This is a genomic window from Brevundimonas sp., assembly GCF_036659295.1.
In the GTDB taxonomy this organism is placed as follows: Bacteria; Pseudomonadota; Alphaproteobacteria; order Caulobacterales; family Caulobacteraceae; genus Brevundimonas.
Genome location: NZ_JAVXCU010000057.1, coordinates 1 through 14799, shown reverse-complemented (window position 1 = coordinate 14799; position 14799 = coordinate 1). Strand labels below are relative to the sequence as shown.

Sequence of the window (14799 nt, the reverse complement as noted above, 5' to 3'; positions counted from 1 at the left end):
CCCTATTATGAAGCGCAGGGCAAGTTGACCGAGGTGGACGGCATGGGCGACATCGCCACTGTCGCCGCCGCGATCGACGGGGCTCTGGTCTAACCGGACCAAAGAGCGAATGAATACGGGGCCGCTACCTTCGGGTGGCGGCCCTTTTTCTATGGCGGCCTCTTTAAAGGCCGTGAGCCATGGCGCAGGTTATGCGTTGCATGTTGATGAGCCATGATACAGAGCCTGATAGCGGTGTGACCGGCCGTTCTCGCAAGGGGCGGCGATACGCGACCGTGTGGACGGCCGCTGTGGCTGTAGGGCTGGTGCACGGCGTGTTGGGCCTCTGGCTGGGGCATCTGGCACCGGACGTGGACAATGCCGACAGCGTGCCGGGCTTTGTCGTTGACCTGATCCCTTTGCCGCCGCGTATAGAACCTGTGCCGGAAGCCAAGCCCAGCCCCTCACAAGGGGGCGGGGCACCGGCTGCAAAATCGGCGGTTCGGATTACTCCGCCGCGCGCCAAAATGCCTCCACCCGAAGTCATCGCCCCGCCTGTCCCTGCGCCCGAGCCGCCCAGAGTGATCGGTGTGTCCGAGAATCAGACCCCGTTGGCGGGGCAAGGGCAGGGCGGCGAGGGGACCGGCACAGGACGCGGGCAGGGCCGCGGAGCGGGTGACGGGCAGGGGACAGGCCCGCGCCTCATACGCGGACCTACCCAGCAAGAGATTCGCAGCCTGCATCCTCGCGAAGCTTTTCGCCGCAGACAGGGCGGGCGCGTCCAGCTGATGTGCCGGTTACGGGCCGATACACGGCTCGAAGCGTGCAGGATTGTGAACGAAACGCCTCAAAATGCAGGTTTTGGCGCTGCGGCCCTTGCGGCGGCCCAGTATTTCCGCTTTCGTCCAGCTTCACGCGAAGGACATCCTGTGGATGGGGCCGAGATCGCTGTGGGGGTGGAATGGCCGTAGGAAACCTTCTGTTAAGGGTTCTTTCCGGGTTGCCCCCGTTGACGTCTAGGGAATCCCATGTATAAGGACGGTCTTCCGCGAAGGGCGCGCACGCTTCAGGTTTGTTAACCGGAGCGGTTTTTGCGTCTGACTAACGCGTACCTGGAGATTTTCGTGGCCCGTATCGCTGGCGTCAACATTCCGACCAACAAGCGCGTTGAAATCGCGCTTCAGTACATTCACGGCATTGGCGCTCATACCGCCAAGGAAATCACTGCGAAAGTTGGCATTGAGCCGGCTCGTCGCGTGAACCAACTTTCCGATGCCGAGATCTTGCAAATCCGTGAAACCATTGACCGTGATCACACTGTCGAGGGCGACCTGCGTCGTGAAACCTCGATGAGCATCAAGCGTCTGATGGATCTGGCTTGCTATCGCGGCCTGCGTCACCGTAAGGGCCTGCCGGTCCGCGGTCAGCGCACGCATACGAACGCACGTACCCGCAAGGGTCCGGCTAAAGCCATCGCTGGCAAGAAGAAATAAGAGAGAGGCCTAAGCTATGGCTAAGGAACAGGGTCGCGTTAAACGTCGCGAACGTAAGAACATCACTTCGGGCGTTGCCCATGTGAATGCCTCTTTCAACAACACCATGATCACGATCACGGACGCTCAGGGAAATGCTATTTCCTGGTCGTCGGCTGGTCACATGGGCTTCAAGGGTTCGCGTAAGTCGACTCCTTATGCTGCCCAGATGGCTGCTGAAGATGCAGGCAAAAAAGCTGCTGAGCACGGCGTGAAGACGCTGGAAGTAAACGTCTCGGGTCCGGGTTCCGGCCGTGAGTCGGCACTGCGCGCTCTGCAAGCTGCTGGCATGACCATCACGACCATTCGTGACGTGACGCCTATGCCGCACAACGGTTGCCGTCCGCCGAAGCGTCGTCGCGTTTAATCGCCGCCTGACACTTTTCTTCTGCTGACCCCTGCTAGCCTGAGTGCACACAGGTGGGGTCAGCGAAACCCGTTCGAGGGACACAAATGATCGAAAGAAACTGGCAAGAGCTGATCCGTCCCGAGAAGCCCCAGGTCGAGGCCGGCTCTGACCCGCAGCGCAAAGCGCGTCTGGTCGCCGAACCCCTCGAGCGTGGCTTTGGTGTGACGCTCGGTAACGCGCTTCGCCGCGTTCTGCTGTCCTCGCTTCAGGGCGCAGCAGTCACCGCCATCCAGATCGACGGCGTTGTCCACGAGTTCTCCTCGCTGGAAGGCGTTCGTGAGGATGTTGTCGACATCGTCCTCAACATCAAGCAGCTGGCTCTCCGCATGCATGCGGAAGGTCCGAAGCGTATGACCCTGCGCGCCACCGGTCCCGGTGTCGTAACGGCGGCTCAGATCGACGTCCCGGCTGATATCGAGGTCCTTAACCCGGATCACGTTATCTGCACGCTGGACGACGGTGCTTCGATCCGCATGGAACTGACCGTTCAAAACGGTAAGGGCTATGTGGCTGCAGAGCTTAATCGTCCGGAAGATGCCCCGATCGGTCTGATCGCGGTTGACGCCCTTTACTCGCCGGTCAAACGCGTTGCCTATCGCGTCGAGCCGACCCGTCAAGGTCAGTCGCTGGACTATGACAAGCTGATCCTCGAGATCGAAACCAACGGTGCGGTTTCGCCGGTTGACGCAGCGGCTTTCGCTGCTCGCATCCTGCAAGACCAGCTCCAGATCTTCATCACTTTCGAAGAGCCGACCAAGGCTGTCGAGCAGTCGGACGGTAAGCCCGACCTGCCGTTCAACCCGTCGCTGCTCAAGAAGGTAGACGAACTGGAACTGTCGGTCCGCTCGGCGAACTGCCTGAAGAACGACAACATCGTCTACATTGGCGACCTGATCCAGAAGACCGAGGGCGAAATGCTTCGCACCCCGAACTTCGGCCGCAAGTCGCTGAACGAGATCAAAGAAGTGCTGGCGACCATGGGCCTCAGCCTCGGTATGGATGTACCGAACTGGCCGCCGGAAAACATCGAAGACCTGGCCAAGAAGTTCGACGACCAGATCTGATCATCAACCCTCCGCCCAGGTCCAGAGTTGGATTGGTTGGGGCGGTTAGAATGAGAGGCCCTAGGTCCCGCCCCCGTTGAGTTCGGGCCGGAAACCAGGGTTGAGTAGGAGAGACCCCGATGCGCCACGGCGCCGCCTATCGTAAGCTCGGCCGTACGGCCAGCCACCGCCAGGCCATGTTCGCCAACATGGCTGCCTCGCTGATCAAGCACGAGCAGATCGTAACGACTCTGCCGAAGGCGAAGGAACTGCGTCCCTTCGTTGAGAAGCTTGTCACCCTCGCTAAGAAGGGCGACCTGCACGCTCGTCGTCAAGCGATCAGCGCCGTTCGTGATGTGCCGCAAGTCGGCAAGCTGTTTGAAACCATTGGTCCGCGTTATGCGGAACGTACCGGTGGCTACATCCGCATCATGAAAGCTGGCTTCCGTCACGGCGACAACGCCGCGATGGCAGTTATCGAGTTCGTCGACCGCGACGTCTCGGCCAAGGGCAAGGACTCCGGTCCGGTTGTCATGATCGAAAGCGACGAAGCGTAAGTTTCGTTACTGATCTTATCGATCCGAAAGGGCGGTGGACTTAGGTCTGCCGCCCTTTTGCTTTGCGCAGGTTTGACTTGAAATCGGGTGGCTCGCAGCGCATCACAACGGTATGGCTAAGGTATCGTATAGTGTTGTCCCGTATCGCCCCGACCATGCGCCTGCCTGGCGTGCCCTCAACGAGGGATGGATTGTCGAGGCGGGTTTTGTCATCGAGGCCAAGGACCAGAAGGTTCTGGGCGATGCCGATGGCGCGATCCTGGCCAAGGGCGGTCACATCTTTATCGTCGAGACGGATGCGGGGACCTCTGTCGGCTGTTGCTCGCTGATGCCTATGGATGATGGCGGGTTCGAACTGGCCAAGATGGCCATCGCACCGGAATGTCGCGGGGCAGGGCTGTCGCATCTGTTGATGCAGGCCTGCGTGGACAAGGCGACCGCTCTGGGGGCCAGCCGCCTTTATCTGGAAACCAATTCGGCACTGGCTCCGGCGCTACGTCTCTACGAGGCCTATGGTTTCGAGTATCTGCCGGTTCGCGAGACGCCTTATGCGCGCGCCGATGTCTTCATGCAGAAGCGACTGGGCTAGGCTATTCCTTGGACAGGTCCTGCCGCTGGAACAGCCAGACCGACAGGCCCACCGGTACGATAATCCAGCTCAATAGCCCGATGGCGGCCCTGAAGGCGGTTTGCCCTGTGACGGGACCGTGGGCGAGGAAGGTCTGGAGGGTCTCGTAGGCGGCTGCCGGAAATGCCAGCAGGACGCGCCATTCTTCGGATTGCCAGCCAAGGCCCAGAAGCATGCGCTGGATCATGAAGGTGCCTAGGCCAAAGGCGATGGCAATAACAAAGCCGCCAAACAGCGAACGGGTCGCGATCGCCGCCACCAGAGCCAGAAGCCCGACCTGTACAGCCCTGAGCCATGAGGTCGCAAACATGGCCAATGACGCCATAGCCATCGTGCCGTCATAGCCAAGGGTGATGGACCGGTTATCCAGTGTGGCACTGATGATCTGGCCCACCAGTTCGCAAAGCAGGAACAGCAGCAACGGAATGACGGCGATGACGGCAATGGCCAAGGCTTTACCCAGCACCAGATTTGTCCGGCTGTCGCGCGGGCGGATCAGCCGCCATGTTTCCCAGCGATAGTCGGATGCTGCGATGGTCGCGGCCCCGATCAGAAAGAGCGCCAGAAGATTGATACCGGCGAGAGTAGAAGTCTGGTCGGCCACAACGGCCCCGATGTTGAGCGGGGCGGTGGCTATCTGGTTCATTCTTGCGGGCAGATCTGCCTGTGCATTCTGTAGCTGACCGTACAGGAATTGGCGAAAGAACACGCCGACTATGGCGGTGCCGATCGGGATAACTAGCAGGGCCCAGAACCAGACCTGTGTGTTGCGCGAGAAACGCCACAACTCGGCGCGCAGAGCGTCAAACGGCATGGTCGGCCTCCTGTGGCGCATGGGTGTTGCGGGTTTGCGCAATGAAGATGGCTTCCAGATCGGCCCCGACCCACTGGGCCTCCATCACATCCACATCCTCCATAACCAGATGGCGGATCAGACCGGCGGTGTCCTCGCGCCGGATATTGACGAGGATAGCGTCGCCGACGATCTCGCCGGCATCGCCGACAATCTCTTTGATCTTGGCCAGCGGCGTCGCCGTTAGGCGCAGGTGTTGGCCGGACTGGCTGAGTTCGGCGACAGAGCCTTCCGCAGCCAGACGACCGCGATTGAAGATGGCCACGCGGTCACAGATGCGCTGGACCTCCAGCAGTTGATGACTGGCCAGAATAACGGTCACGCCGTCATTCTCGGTCAGGCCTTTGATCAGGCTGCGTATTTCCAGAATGCCGGGCGGGTCCATGCCGCTGGTCGGTTCATCCAGAATGACCAGATCAGGGCGCGTCATCAGGGCGGCGGCAATGCCCAGACGCTGCATCATGCCGACCGAATAGCCGTTGACCTTGCGGTGGGCGGCCTCGGCAAGACCGACACGCTCCAGCCAGTAGTCGAAATCGATATCGCGCGATTGGCCGTGGGCCAGAGCCAGCCAGACCAGACAGTCGCGCGCCGACATATAGGCCGGATAGCGCGGGTTTTCGATCATGGAGCCGATCTGGCGCAAGGTTGGGGCATGGCCGATGGGATAACCCATGACCTCGGCCCGCCCTGAGGTCGGCTCTATGAGGCCAAGCAGAACGCGAAACAGCGTGGACTTGCCCGCACCGTTCGGCCCTAGAATGCCGTAAACGCCGCCCTTGGGAATCTCGAGCGACAACCCGTTCAGGGCCCTGACCTCACCGTAGGACTTGGTGAGGTTATCCATTGAGATAACAGCGTTCATATTCTCAGACTGCCGCCTTATGAACGGGGCGACAAGCTGATTCCTCGGCTGTTGGCGCTATGGCCCCCGATATGTCTTGGGACTGTAACGGAAAAAGCCTAGCAGTGACGTTTGCTGATAGTATTTGCGGGAATGGGCGTATGACCTCTCCATCATTGTTTCGTCGTCTGGCCACTGGGACAGCGCTGGGTCTGATCCTGCTGACGGGGGCCTGTGCAACAACGGGTGATGTCGAGAGCCCCGCAATCGTCGCAGCGCAGGCCTCGTCGACGGTAATCCTGATCTCGATTGACGGCTTCCGTGCCGACTATCTGACGCGGGGACTGACGCCGAACCTGTCGCGACTGGCAGCCGAGGGTGCGACGGGCTCGATGAAGCCGTCCTTCCCGACGGTGACCTTCCCTAATCACTACACGCTGGTTACGGGCCTGCATCCCGATCACCACGGCATCGTCGGCAACAACATGATCGACGAGGAACTGGGCCGGTTCTCGCTGGGCAATCAGGCGGCTGTGACCGACCGCCGCTGGTGGGATGATGGCGAACCGATCTGGGTCAGCGCCGAAAAGGCAGGCGTAAAGACGGGCACCATGTTCTGGCCCGGTTCCGAGGCCGAGATCCACGGTATGCGCCCCAGCCACTGGGTCAAGTTCAACCAGTCGATGGACGGCAATGCCCGCGTCGATCAGCTTCTGGCCTGGCTGGACCTGCCGCAGGCCGAGCGCCCGCGCCTGAACACGCTGTATTTCGATATTGTGGACACGATGGGCCACCACCACGGACCCCAGTCCGAGCAGGTGAATGCCGCCATGGCCCAGACCGATGCCGCCATCGGCCATCTTTTGGAAGGTCTGAAGGCGCGCGGCATGGACGATGACACGGTCATCATCGTGGTGTCCGACCACGGCATGTCGGCGACTTCTCCGGATCGCGTGGTGACGCTGGATGACTATGTCGATACCTCGGCCATCAGCATTGTCTATTCGGGTCCTGTTGCCTTCCTGAACGCCAAGGATGACCGTGACGACGAGGTCGAGAAGGCGCTGGTCGGCAAGCACGAGCGCATGGAGTGCTGGGAAAAGGATGACATCCCCGCACGTCTGGTTCTGGGCAGCCATGACCGCGTGTCGGACTTTGTGTGTCTGGCTCAGGATGGCTGGCTGATTGCCACGCGCGAGCGTCCGGTGCGTCAGGCGGGCGGGGCGCACGGCTATGACAATATCTCGCCGGACATGCAGGCCATCTTTATCGCCTATGGTCCCGGTGTGGTGGCGGGCCGCCGACTGGAAAATCTCGACAGTGTCGATGTCCAGCCGCTGTTGGGCCGTTTGCTGAATATTCCGGTGCCTGCGACGGACGGTAATCCGCTGGATACCTTGCCCGTCACGCAACCCTAGGAACGGGGCGGCGTTGATCGCATAATAGAGCGGGCAGTCTCGATTTCTAGGAGACTGCCCGTTTTCAATTGGAGCTGTATGTGTCGATGAAGCGCGTTCGTAAATCGGCCATCGGATTTATTCTGGTCGCGGCGGTTCTGGATGTGATGGCGATGGGGATTGTCATCCCTGTTCTGCCGCATCTGATCGAGGAATTCGTCGGCTCCAATGCGCGGGCAGGGCTGTTGAACGGTCTGTTCGTAGCCCTGTGGGCGGGGATGCAGTTTCTGGCCTCGCCGGTGATCGGATCGCTGTCGGACCAGTATGGGCGCAGGCCTGTCATCCTGATCAGTTGTGCAGGGCTGGCGGCCGACTATGTGCTGATGGCACTGGCCCCGAACCTGTGGTGGCTGGCTCTGGGGCGCATTCTGGCAGGCATCACATCCTCCAGCTTTACAACCATCTATGCCTATATGGCCGATGTGACTTCTCCCGAGGAACGGGCGCGCGGCTATGGCCTGATCGGGGCGGCGTTCTCGTTCGGCTTTGTGCTGGGGCCGGCCTTGGGTGGTTTGCTGGGGCATTTTGGACCGCGTGTGCCGTTCTGGGTGGCAGCGGCTTTGTCGGGCGTGGCGTTCTTGTACGGCCTGTTGGTGCTGCCCGAGAGTCTGCCGGTTGAAAAGCGCATGGCCTTTAGCTGGAGGCGCGCCAATCCGGTCGGGGCTATGATCTTGCTGAAACGGCATTTCGAACTGGTCGGTTTGGCCATGGTGAACTTCCTTTTGTATTTCGCGCACCATGTGTTTTCGGCGGTGTTTGTCCTCTATGCGGGTTTCAAATTCGGCTGGGGGCCACTGCAGGTCGGCTTGCTGTTGGCGATGGTCGGGCTGCTGGATATGGCGGTGCAGGGCGGGCTGGTGGGCCGGATGTCCAAGCAGTTTGGCGACCGCAGCACCATGGTCTTTGGTCTGTGGGCTGGGGCTGTCGGTATCGCCCTGATGGGGCTGGCCCCGACCGGACCTCTGTTTATAGCCGCCATGTTCCCCAACGCCCTGTGGGGGCTGGCCATGCCAACGCTGCAAGCCCTGATGACGCGCCGTGTCAGCGAAAGCGAGCAGGGCCAGCTTCAGGGGGCCAATATGAGCGTGGCCTCGATTGCCGGTGTGGCCTCGCCACTGTTCTTTGGCTGGGTCTATTCGATGTCGGTACCGCATGGGCGCGAGGCCGCGGGCATAGCCTTTTATATCGCCGCACTGGTTCTGGTGGCGGGGGCCCTGCTGGGCTGGGTGACCGCCCGACGTGCCGACCGGCAGGATAATGCACAAGCTTGAGACTTGCAGCGCAACGCTTTGAGCACCATTGCTTTACTGTAAAGGGCGAGCCTTGATGCTGTCCCAATCTCTATGCCCAATGGCACTGGAATACTGGATCACCTTGGATGAGTGACTTGATGAAGACTTCCCACCTTGCCATTGCTGCGGCCCTGCTGTTGACGGCCTGCGGCCAGCCTCAACCCTCCAAGGCGCAAGAAGGTGTCTTTGCCGAAGCGCAGCCGCGCATCGCGCCGAACGATGCAGGTGCCATGAAGACCAGTTTTGCGCCCGTTGTGCGCACGGCGGCCCCTGCTGTGGTCAACATTGCCGCGCGCGGTGTGCAGCAGGGACGCGACCCGTTCTGGGGTATCCCGACCGCTCGGCAGACCGGCTCGATTGGCTCGGGCGTGATTGTGCGCCCCGATGGTATCGTCATCACCAATGCCCACGTCGTGAAGGACATGCGCGAAATCCGCGTGACCTTGCAGGACCGCCGCGAGTTTCCGGCCCGTGTGCTGCTGGCCGACGAGCGTTCCGATATTGCCGTGCTGCAACTTGAAGAAGTGAACGGCGACCTGCCGGTCATCCGTATCGACGATCAGGAAGAACAACAGGTTGGCGATCTGGTTCTGGCCATCGGTAACCCGTTCGGTGTCGGCCAGACTGTAACCAATGGCATTATCTCGGCCCTGAACCGCACCGATACCGGCATCAGCGATTCCGGCTCGTTCATCCAGACCGATGCCCCGATCAACCCGGGTAACTCGGGCGGGGCGCTGGTGGACATGGATGGCGACCTGATCGGCATTAATACCGCCATCTTCAGCCGTACCGGATCATCGACCGGTGTGGGCTTTGCTGTTCCCGCCGCCATGGTGCGCCGTGTGCTGGATTCGGCTGTAGGCGGCGAAACCCGCGTGGTTCGTCCGTGGCTGGGCGTGAAGGGCGATACCTTGAGCGGCGATATGGCCCGCAGTCTGGGTCTTGAACGCCCGCAAGGACTTCTGGTGACAGACGTCTATTCGGGTGGCCCTGCGGCGCGCGCCGGTATCGAGGTGGGTGATGTCATCACCGCCATCGACGGAGCAGAAGTGAACGACCAAGGCGGTCTGAACTATCGTATCGGCACCAAACAGCCGAACGAGACGGTTTCGGTCACGCTTTTGCGTGATGGCCGCAGCCAGACCGTGAATGCTCGCGTGACCCCGCTGCCCGGTGATGCCGAGGTCAGCAAGGGCGAAACCGTGGGGCAGGGCGCTTTGGCCGGACTTTCGGGCATTGCCCTGAATCCTGCTCGGGCCGACCGCATGGGTGGTGACCCGTTTACCAATGGCGTGTTCGTAACGGGTATCCAGCGTGGCAGCATGGCGCACCGTATCGGCTTGCGTCCCAATGATGTGATCCAGTCGGTTGACGGTCGCGCTGTGACCTCGGTCGCAGCTCTGGGCCGTGCTGGTCGCGGATCTGAAATCACCATCATCCGTGGTGGTCGCAGCCTGAACGGTCGTATCCCTTAAACAGGTGTAATCGGGTGCCGGACGGCTTATGGATAGGTCATGAGTGACCTGTTCGAAGCCTCCGGCATCCATCCGCCCGACGCGCCTCTGGCCGACCGTCTGCGCCCGACCACGCTGGACGAGGTCGTCGGTCAGGACCATCTGCTGGGGGATGGCGGGCCGATCCGGCGTATGACGGCGGCGGGACGTCTGGGCTCCATGATCCTGTGGGGACCGCCCGGCACAGGAAAGACCACGATTGCGCGTTTGCTCGCCAAGGCGGCGGGCTATGAATACATGCAGATCAGCGCCGTTTTTTCGGGCGTGGCCGATCTGAAAAAGGCGTTTGAACAGGCGCGGGCCATTCGGGCCTCGGGTCGTTCGGTGCTGTTGTTCGTTGACGAAATCCACCGCTTTAATCGTGCGCAACAGGACGGGTTCCTGCCGTTTGTAGAGGCGGGGATTGTCACCCTTGTCGGCGCAACGACCGAGAATCCCAGTTTCGAGCTAAATGGCGCATTGCTGTCGCGTTCGCAGGTCTATGTCCTGAAACGGCTGGACGATGCGGCGATGGCGCAACTGCTGGTGCGTGCTGAAACGCATGTGGGCAAGCCGCTGCCGCTGCTGCCCGAAGCGCGCGAGGCGCTGTTCACCATGGCCGATGGCGATGGCCGCTATCTGCTGACCATGGTCGAGGTTCTGTTCGATCTAGCCGAGGGCGAGCAAATGGATGTGCAGGCTATGGCCGCCATCCTGCAAAAGCGCGCCCCTGCCTATGACAAGAGCCGCGAGGAGCATTACAACCTCATCTCGGCCCTGCATAAGTCGGTGCGCGGCTCCGATCCCGATGCGGCGTTGTACTGGCTGGCGCGGATGCTGAAGGGCGGCGAAGATCCGCTGTTCATTGCGCGCCGTCTGGTGCGTATGGCGGTAGAGGATATTGGCGAGGCCGATCCCCTGTCCATCCTCGTCGCCAATGCGGCCAAGGACACCTACGATTTCCTCGGCTCTCCAGAAGGCGAACTGGCACTGGCGCAATGCACGGTGCATCTGGCCACTGCGCCCAAGTCTATCGGTGTCTATCAGGCCTATAAGGCAGCGATGAAGGCGGCGTCCGAAACCGGTTCGCTGATGCCGCCGGCCAATATCCGCAACGCCCCGACCAAGCTGATGAAGGAGCTGGGTTACGGCAAGGGCTATAATTACGACCCCGATACGCCCGAAGGCTTTTCGGGAGACAACTATTTTCCCGACGGGATGCCGCGCCAGAGCTTCTATCGTCCCAAAGGCGAGGGGCACGAGGAGAAGATCAAGCAACGCATGGACCGCTGGAGCCAGATGCGAGCGCGTAAAAATGCCGCCAAGGCCGATGCGAAAAACGACGCCCAGAACGATTCCCAGAGCGCTTCCCAAAACGACGCCCAGAACGATGAATGGGGCCGCCAGTAGGGACGCGCCTAAAGGTTTTGCCAAAGATTTTGCTTGCGAGATTTTACAACCAGAGTGACATCATCGGCGGCTTTCTTTCTTGGGAGGGACTGATGGCAGGCATTATCCGACGGCAACCCGCGCCGTGGCATCTGTGGCTTATCGGTATTGTAGCCCTGTTGTGGAACGGCTTTGGCGCGTTCGATTTCTCCATGACACTGACGCGCGGCGCAGACTATTTGCGTGACGCAGGTCTGAACGAGGCCATGGTGCAGTATATCCACACCTTGCCGGGCTGGTTGTATGCGCCGTGGGGCATAGGCGTTTGGGGTGGTGTGTTGGGGGCGATCTGTCTGTTGCTGCGTGAGCGCTGGGCAGTATGGGCCTTTGCCCTGTCTCTGGCGGGCGCGGTGGGCAGCAATATCGTCTCGACCCTGGTTTATCCGCCGCCTGCTGTGGCCGCACCGCAAGGGGCAATGGCGATCCTGCCCTATGCCATTATGGCGATAGCGGCGGCCCTTTGGGTCTATGCATGGCGCATGGCCCGCAAGTCGGTTCTGGTCTGAGTCTATCCGCTGTATTGGCATGCAGGGCCCCGATTGTGGACCATGGCGAATGGCTTTAACGATACGGTCTGAATATCGGGAGGCAAGACAATGAATGTGCAGATGAAATCAGGTCTGGCAAAAGCACCGTGGCATCTGTGGGCTGTGGGTTTGCTCACCCTGATCTGGAACGGCTATGGCGCGTCCCAGTGGTATATGCAGGTGACCAAAAACCTGTCCTATTGGGGCAATCTGACGCTGGAACAGGCGCAGTATCTGCAAGCCCAGCCGGTCTGGACCGAGGTCGCCTTTGGCGTCGGTGTCTGGACGGGTGTTCTGGGCGCTCTGATGCTGCTGATGCGCCGCAAGCTGGCCTTTAATGCCTTCTTGGCCAGCCTGACCGCCATTGTGGTGAACACCATCTATGTGCAGTTCATGACCAATGGTCGCGAGATCATGGGCATGGGCACCCTTTATGCCGCGATCACCATCATAGTCGTGGCGGCGGCCTCGGCAGCCTATGCGCGTTTTGCCCGCCAGCGCGGCATTATCGGTTGATCTGATCGACGTAAGAGGACGGCTGGGCTAAGAGCGCGCCATGACCAAGCGCCAGCCCCTCGATCTTTCGCCCGAAGAAGTTGCCTATATGCGGTCGCTCGTCCTGTTTCAGGACTCGCACGTCATGGTGGTGAACAAGCCTTCGGGCCTGTCCAGCCAGGGCGGCCGCATTCAGGCCCATACGCTGGACGACCTTTTGTGGGCGTTCAAACGCTCTAATGGCAAGCGCCCCGAACTGGTTCACCGGCTGGACCGCGATACCTCGGGTGTGATCCTGATTGCCAAGACGAAACCTGCGGCCAGCTTCCTCGGCAAGGCCATGCAGGATCGTAAATTCCAGAAAACCTATCGCGCTATTGTTTCGGCTGCGCCCGAACCGCGTCAGGGCCAGATCGACGCTGCCCTGCGCCGCGAAGAGATCGGGCGCGAAGCCTATATGCGTATCGTGGCCGATGATGCCGAGGGCGCGCAGGCCTCGCAGAGCCGCTATCGCACGCTGGCCGCCAATGAAGAGGGCGCGGTGGTCGAGCTGGAGCCGCTAACCGGACGGATGCACCAGCTTCGTGTGCATATGGCCCATATCGGACGGCCTCTGGTCGGCGATGTGCGTTATGGCGGGGCGCTGACCTTTGCCGGACGCGGTGCGCCGCGCCTGATGCTGCATGCCGCCAAGCTGAACTTCCCGCACCCGCTGGAAGGTCGCATGACTATCGAGGCTCCCGAGCCGCAGGACTTTGCCGATCTGCGCGCGGCGGCAGGGCTTTAAGTCCCTTTCATCCTGTGTTCAGACTGTTGGCGGAACAATGTGCGCCGATCATCCGCTAAACCTGTCAGGCCAAATGGAGATGCCGACATGACCATCCTGTCCCGCAAGAAGGTTTTCACCGTCACGGTACTGGCGGCGTCGGCGCTGGCGCTGACGGCCTGTGCCAGCCTTGCGCCCTATGGCCAGCAAATGGGCCCGCGCGGGCAGGGTTATTCCGAGCAGCAGATCGAGAGCAACCGTTACCGTGTCACCTATAATGGTGTCGGGGCTATCGGACCTGTTGCGGATCGTGCGCTTTTCCGGGCCGCACAACTGACAACCGATCAGGGCTATGACTGGTTCGAGATCACCCAGCGCTGGATCGATGGTCGCCCCGACAGTGCCGGTGGCGTGCGCCCGTCCGTCTCCATCGGGGCCGGTGGTGGTCGCTATGGCGGTTATTCGTCTTCGGGTGTGGGCGTCGGGCTTGGGCTGAATTTCAGCGGCCCTCAGCCGACCTCGACCACGCTGGAAATCGTCATGGGACGCGGCTCTACGCCTGATCGTCCCGATGTCTATCGGGCCCGCAGTGTGCTGGAATCGGTTGGTCCGCGTCTCTGAGGAAACTGGAGAAGGCCCACGGTACCTGAAGGGGGCCAGCCATAGGCGCTCCCTTCGCAAGGGCAGCAGAACAGTTTATGGCACGGCATGAACCATTTTCTGCTGGTGGCAACAGGCGGGGCCTTGGGAGCGCTGGCGCGATATGGCGCGGGCGTGGTGGCTTTTCGCCTTATGGGCGCGGGCAACTGGCCTTGGGGGACGCTGCTCGTAAACGTCCTTGGCGGGCTTCTGATCGGTCTGGTCACAGGCTGGCTTGCATTTAAAGGCAGCGCGAATGGCGAGAGTATTCGCCTTTTTGCCGTTGTCGGCGTATTGGGCGGGTTCACGACCTTTTCTGCGTTCTCGTTAGAAGTGGTTCTCATGCTTGAGCGCCGCGAGATGGCCACAGCTGCCGTCTATGCGCTCGCTTCTGTTTTTCTGTCGGTGGTCGCGGTGTTCGTTGGCCTAGCCGTCATGCGTAAGGTTTTCGGATGAGCCGCGAAGTTCAAACCCTCTATGTTGCCGAGGATGAAGACGGCATCCGTATGGACCGTTGGTTCAAGCGTCGCTGGCCACACCTGTCCAACATCCAGATCCAGAAGATGGCGCGTGCAGGCAATATCCGCGTAGATGGCAGCCGCATCAAGCCGGAAGGTCGCCTGACCGCCGGTGCCGCCGTGCGCGTTCCGCCGATTCCCGAGGCGATTGTCCGTGCGCCCGGCGAGCGTGAAGTTCTGAGCCAGAAGGATATCGACTTTGCCAAGTCGATGGTTCTGTATGAAGACCACATGGTTATCGCGCTGAACAAGCCCGCAGGTTTAGCTGTTCAGGGCGGCACCAAGACGACCAAACACGTTGACCGTCTGTTGTCG

Annotated in this window: 17 protein-coding genes and 2 pseudogenes; 17 read left to right on the top strand and 2 right to left on the bottom strand. The window is 60.9% G+C overall.

What is annotated here, in order from left to right; all coding sequences use genetic code 11:
- The 7 genes and pseudogenes from RSB01_RS10385 to RSB01_RS10355 form a co-directional block, all read left to right on the top strand.
- Positions 1-93, top strand: a pseudogene (locus RSB01_RS10385) (adenylate kinase); the annotation flags it as partial.
- A 113-nt stretch (positions 94-206) separates the two neighbouring features.
- Positions 207-950 (top strand): TonB family protein, encoded by a 744-nt coding sequence (locus RSB01_RS10380; protein ID WP_332590421.1) that lies wholly within the window; start codon positions 207-209, stop codon positions 948-950.
- A 153-nt stretch (positions 951-1103) separates the two neighbouring features.
- Positions 1104-1472 carry a 30S ribosomal protein S13 gene (gene rpsM, locus RSB01_RS10375; RefSeq protein WP_167178070.1) on the top strand — a complete coding sequence of 123 codons (369 nt, stop codon included), beginning with the start codon at positions 1104-1106 and terminating at the stop codon, positions 1470-1472.
- A 16-nt stretch (positions 1473-1488) separates the two neighbouring features.
- Positions 1489-1878, top strand: coding sequence for a 30S ribosomal protein S11 (gene rpsK, locus RSB01_RS10370; protein ID WP_167178069.1), 390 nt, complete (start codon positions 1489-1491; stop codon positions 1876-1878).
- A gap of 86 nt (positions 1879-1964) precedes the next feature.
- The gene (locus RSB01_RS10365; protein WP_332625421.1) at positions 1965-2984 is read left to right on the top strand and encodes a DNA-directed RNA polymerase subunit alpha; all 1020 of its coding nucleotides are present in this window, start codon (positions 1965-1967) and stop codon (positions 2982-2984) included.
- 119 nt (positions 2985-3103) lie between these two features.
- The gene (gene rplQ / locus RSB01_RS10360; RefSeq protein ID WP_332591746.1) at positions 3104-3520 is read left to right on the top strand and encodes a 50S ribosomal protein L17; all 417 of its coding nucleotides are present in this window, start codon (positions 3104-3106) and stop codon (positions 3518-3520) included.
- A gap of 112 nt (positions 3521-3632) precedes the next feature.
- On the top strand, positions 3633-4109 hold the full coding sequence (locus tag RSB01_RS10355) for a GNAT family N-acetyltransferase (RefSeq protein WP_332591745.1): 477 nt from the start codon (positions 3633-3635) through the stop codon (positions 4107-4109).
- 1 nt (position 4110) lies between these two features.
- On the opposite strand, the gene RSB01_RS10350 is transcribed toward RSB01_RS10355, so the two are convergent.
- On the bottom strand, positions 4111-4962 hold the full coding sequence (locus RSB01_RS10350; RefSeq protein WP_332591744.1) for a hypothetical protein: 852 nt from the start codon (positions 4960-4962) through the stop codon (positions 4111-4113).
- A complete protein-coding gene (locus RSB01_RS10345) occupies positions 4952-5866 on the bottom strand; it encodes an ABC transporter ATP-binding protein (RefSeq protein WP_332591743.1) in 915 nt (304 codons plus the stop codon). Before RSB01_RS10345 ends, RSB01_RS10350 begins: the two co-directional genes overlap by 11 nt.
- Positions 5867-6006: 140 nt before the next feature.
- Here RSB01_RS10345 and RSB01_RS10340 point away from each other — a divergent pair, with 140 nt between their 5' ends.
- The 10 genes and pseudogenes from RSB01_RS10340 to RSB01_RS10295 all read left to right on the top strand — a co-directional run.
- Positions 6007-7263 (top strand): ectonucleotide pyrophosphatase/phosphodiesterase, encoded by a 1257-nt coding sequence (locus RSB01_RS10340; RefSeq protein WP_332591742.1) that lies wholly within the window; start codon positions 6007-6009, stop codon positions 7261-7263.
- 86 nt (positions 7264-7349) lie between these two features.
- Positions 7350-8573 carry a TCR/Tet family MFS transporter gene (locus RSB01_RS10335; protein WP_332619549.1) on the top strand — a complete coding sequence of 408 codons (1224 nt, stop codon included), beginning with the start codon at positions 7350-7352 and terminating at the stop codon, positions 8571-8573.
- Positions 8574-8692: 119 nt separating this feature from the next.
- Positions 8693-10072 carry a trypsin-like peptidase domain-containing protein gene (locus RSB01_RS10330; RefSeq protein WP_332591287.1) on the top strand — a complete coding sequence of 460 codons (1380 nt, stop codon included), beginning with the start codon at positions 8693-8695 and terminating at the stop codon, positions 10070-10072.
- A 39-nt stretch (positions 10073-10111) separates the two neighbouring features.
- A complete protein-coding gene (locus tag RSB01_RS10325) occupies positions 10112-11500 on the top strand; it encodes a replication-associated recombination protein A (RefSeq protein ID WP_332591288.1) in 1389 nt (462 codons plus the stop codon).
- 92 nt (positions 11501-11592) lie between these two features.
- On the top strand, positions 11593-12045 hold the full coding sequence (locus RSB01_RS10320) for a hypothetical protein (RefSeq protein ID WP_332591289.1): 453 nt from the start codon (positions 11593-11595) through the stop codon (positions 12043-12045).
- A gap of 90 nt (positions 12046-12135) precedes the next feature.
- A complete protein-coding gene (locus RSB01_RS10315) occupies positions 12136-12582 on the top strand; it encodes a hypothetical protein (RefSeq protein WP_332619550.1) in 447 nt (148 codons plus the stop codon).
- Positions 12583-12622: 40 nt separating this feature from the next.
- Positions 12623-13348: an RluA family pseudouridine synthase gene (locus RSB01_RS10310; protein ID WP_332591291.1), complete on the top strand. Its 726-nt coding sequence runs from the start codon at positions 12623-12625 to the stop codon at positions 13346-13348.
- Between the two features lie 87 nt (positions 13349-13435).
- The gene (locus RSB01_RS10305) at positions 13436-13948 is read left to right on the top strand and encodes a hypothetical protein (RefSeq protein ID WP_332591292.1); all 513 of its coding nucleotides are present in this window, start codon (positions 13436-13438) and stop codon (positions 13946-13948) included.
- Between the two features lie 87 nt (positions 13949-14035).
- Positions 14036-14422 carry a fluoride efflux transporter CrcB gene (gene crcB, locus RSB01_RS10300; RefSeq protein ID WP_332591293.1) on the top strand — a complete coding sequence of 129 codons (387 nt, stop codon included), beginning with the start codon at positions 14036-14038 and terminating at the stop codon, positions 14420-14422.
- Positions 14419-14799: pseudogene (locus RSB01_RS10295) on the top strand (RluA family pseudouridine synthase); the annotation flags it as partial. The gene crcB and the pseudogene RSB01_RS10295, both read left to right, overlap by 4 nt.

Excerpts from the sequence above, each read along its gene's own strand:
- RSB01_RS10320 (WP_332591289.1), top strand. The coding sequence starts at position 11,593 with ATGGCAGGCATTATCCGACGGCAACCCGCGCCGTGGCATCTGTGGCTT.
- RSB01_RS10325 (WP_332591288.1), top strand. The coding sequence starts at position 10,112 with ATGAGTGACCTGTTCGAAGCCTCCGGCATCCATCCGCCCGACGCGCCT.
- rplQ (WP_332591746.1), top strand. The coding sequence starts at position 3,104 with ATGCGCCACGGCGCCGCCTATCGTAAGCTCGGCCGTACGGCCAGCCAC.
- RSB01_RS10310 (WP_332591291.1), top strand. The coding sequence starts at position 12,623 with ATGACCAAGCGCCAGCCCCTCGATCTTTCGCCCGAAGAAGTTGCCTAT.
- RSB01_RS10340 (WP_332591742.1), top strand. The coding sequence starts at position 6,007 with ATGACCTCTCCATCATTGTTTCGTCGTCTGGCCACTGGGACAGCGCTG.
- RSB01_RS10305 (WP_332591292.1), top strand. The coding sequence starts at position 13,436 with ATGACCATCCTGTCCCGCAAGAAGGTTTTCACCGTCACGGTACTGGCG.
- RSB01_RS10365 (WP_332625421.1), top strand. The coding sequence starts at position 1,965 with ATGATCGAAAGAAACTGGCAAGAGCTGATCCGTCCCGAGAAGCCCCAG.
- rpsK (WP_167178069.1), top strand. The coding sequence starts at position 1,489 with ATGGCTAAGGAACAGGGTCGCGTTAAACGTCGCGAACGTAAGAACATC.
- RSB01_RS10315 (WP_332619550.1), top strand. The coding sequence starts at position 12,136 with ATGAATGTGCAGATGAAATCAGGTCTGGCAAAAGCACCGTGGCATCTG.
- RSB01_RS10335 (WP_332619549.1), top strand. The coding sequence starts at position 7,350 with ATGAAGCGCGTTCGTAAATCGGCCATCGGATTTATTCTGGTCGCGGCG.
- RSB01_RS10345 (WP_332591743.1), bottom strand. The coding sequence starts at position 5,866 with ATGAACGCTGTTATCTCAATGGATAACCTCACCAAGTCCTACGGTGAG.
- RSB01_RS10355 (WP_332591745.1), top strand. The coding sequence starts at position 3,633 with ATGGCTAAGGTATCGTATAGTGTTGTCCCGTATCGCCCCGACCATGCG.
- RSB01_RS10330 (WP_332591287.1), top strand. The coding sequence starts at position 8,693 with ATGAAGACTTCCCACCTTGCCATTGCTGCGGCCCTGCTGTTGACGGCC.
- RSB01_RS10350 (WP_332591744.1), bottom strand. The coding sequence starts at position 4,962 with ATGCCGTTTGACGCTCTGCGCGCCGAGTTGTGGCGTTTCTCGCGCAAC.
- crcB (WP_332591293.1), top strand. The coding sequence starts at position 14,036 with ATGAACCATTTTCTGCTGGTGGCAACAGGCGGGGCCTTGGGAGCGCTG.
- RSB01_RS10380 (WP_332590421.1), top strand. The coding sequence starts at position 207 with ATGAGCCATGATACAGAGCCTGATAGCGGTGTGACCGGCCGTTCTCGC.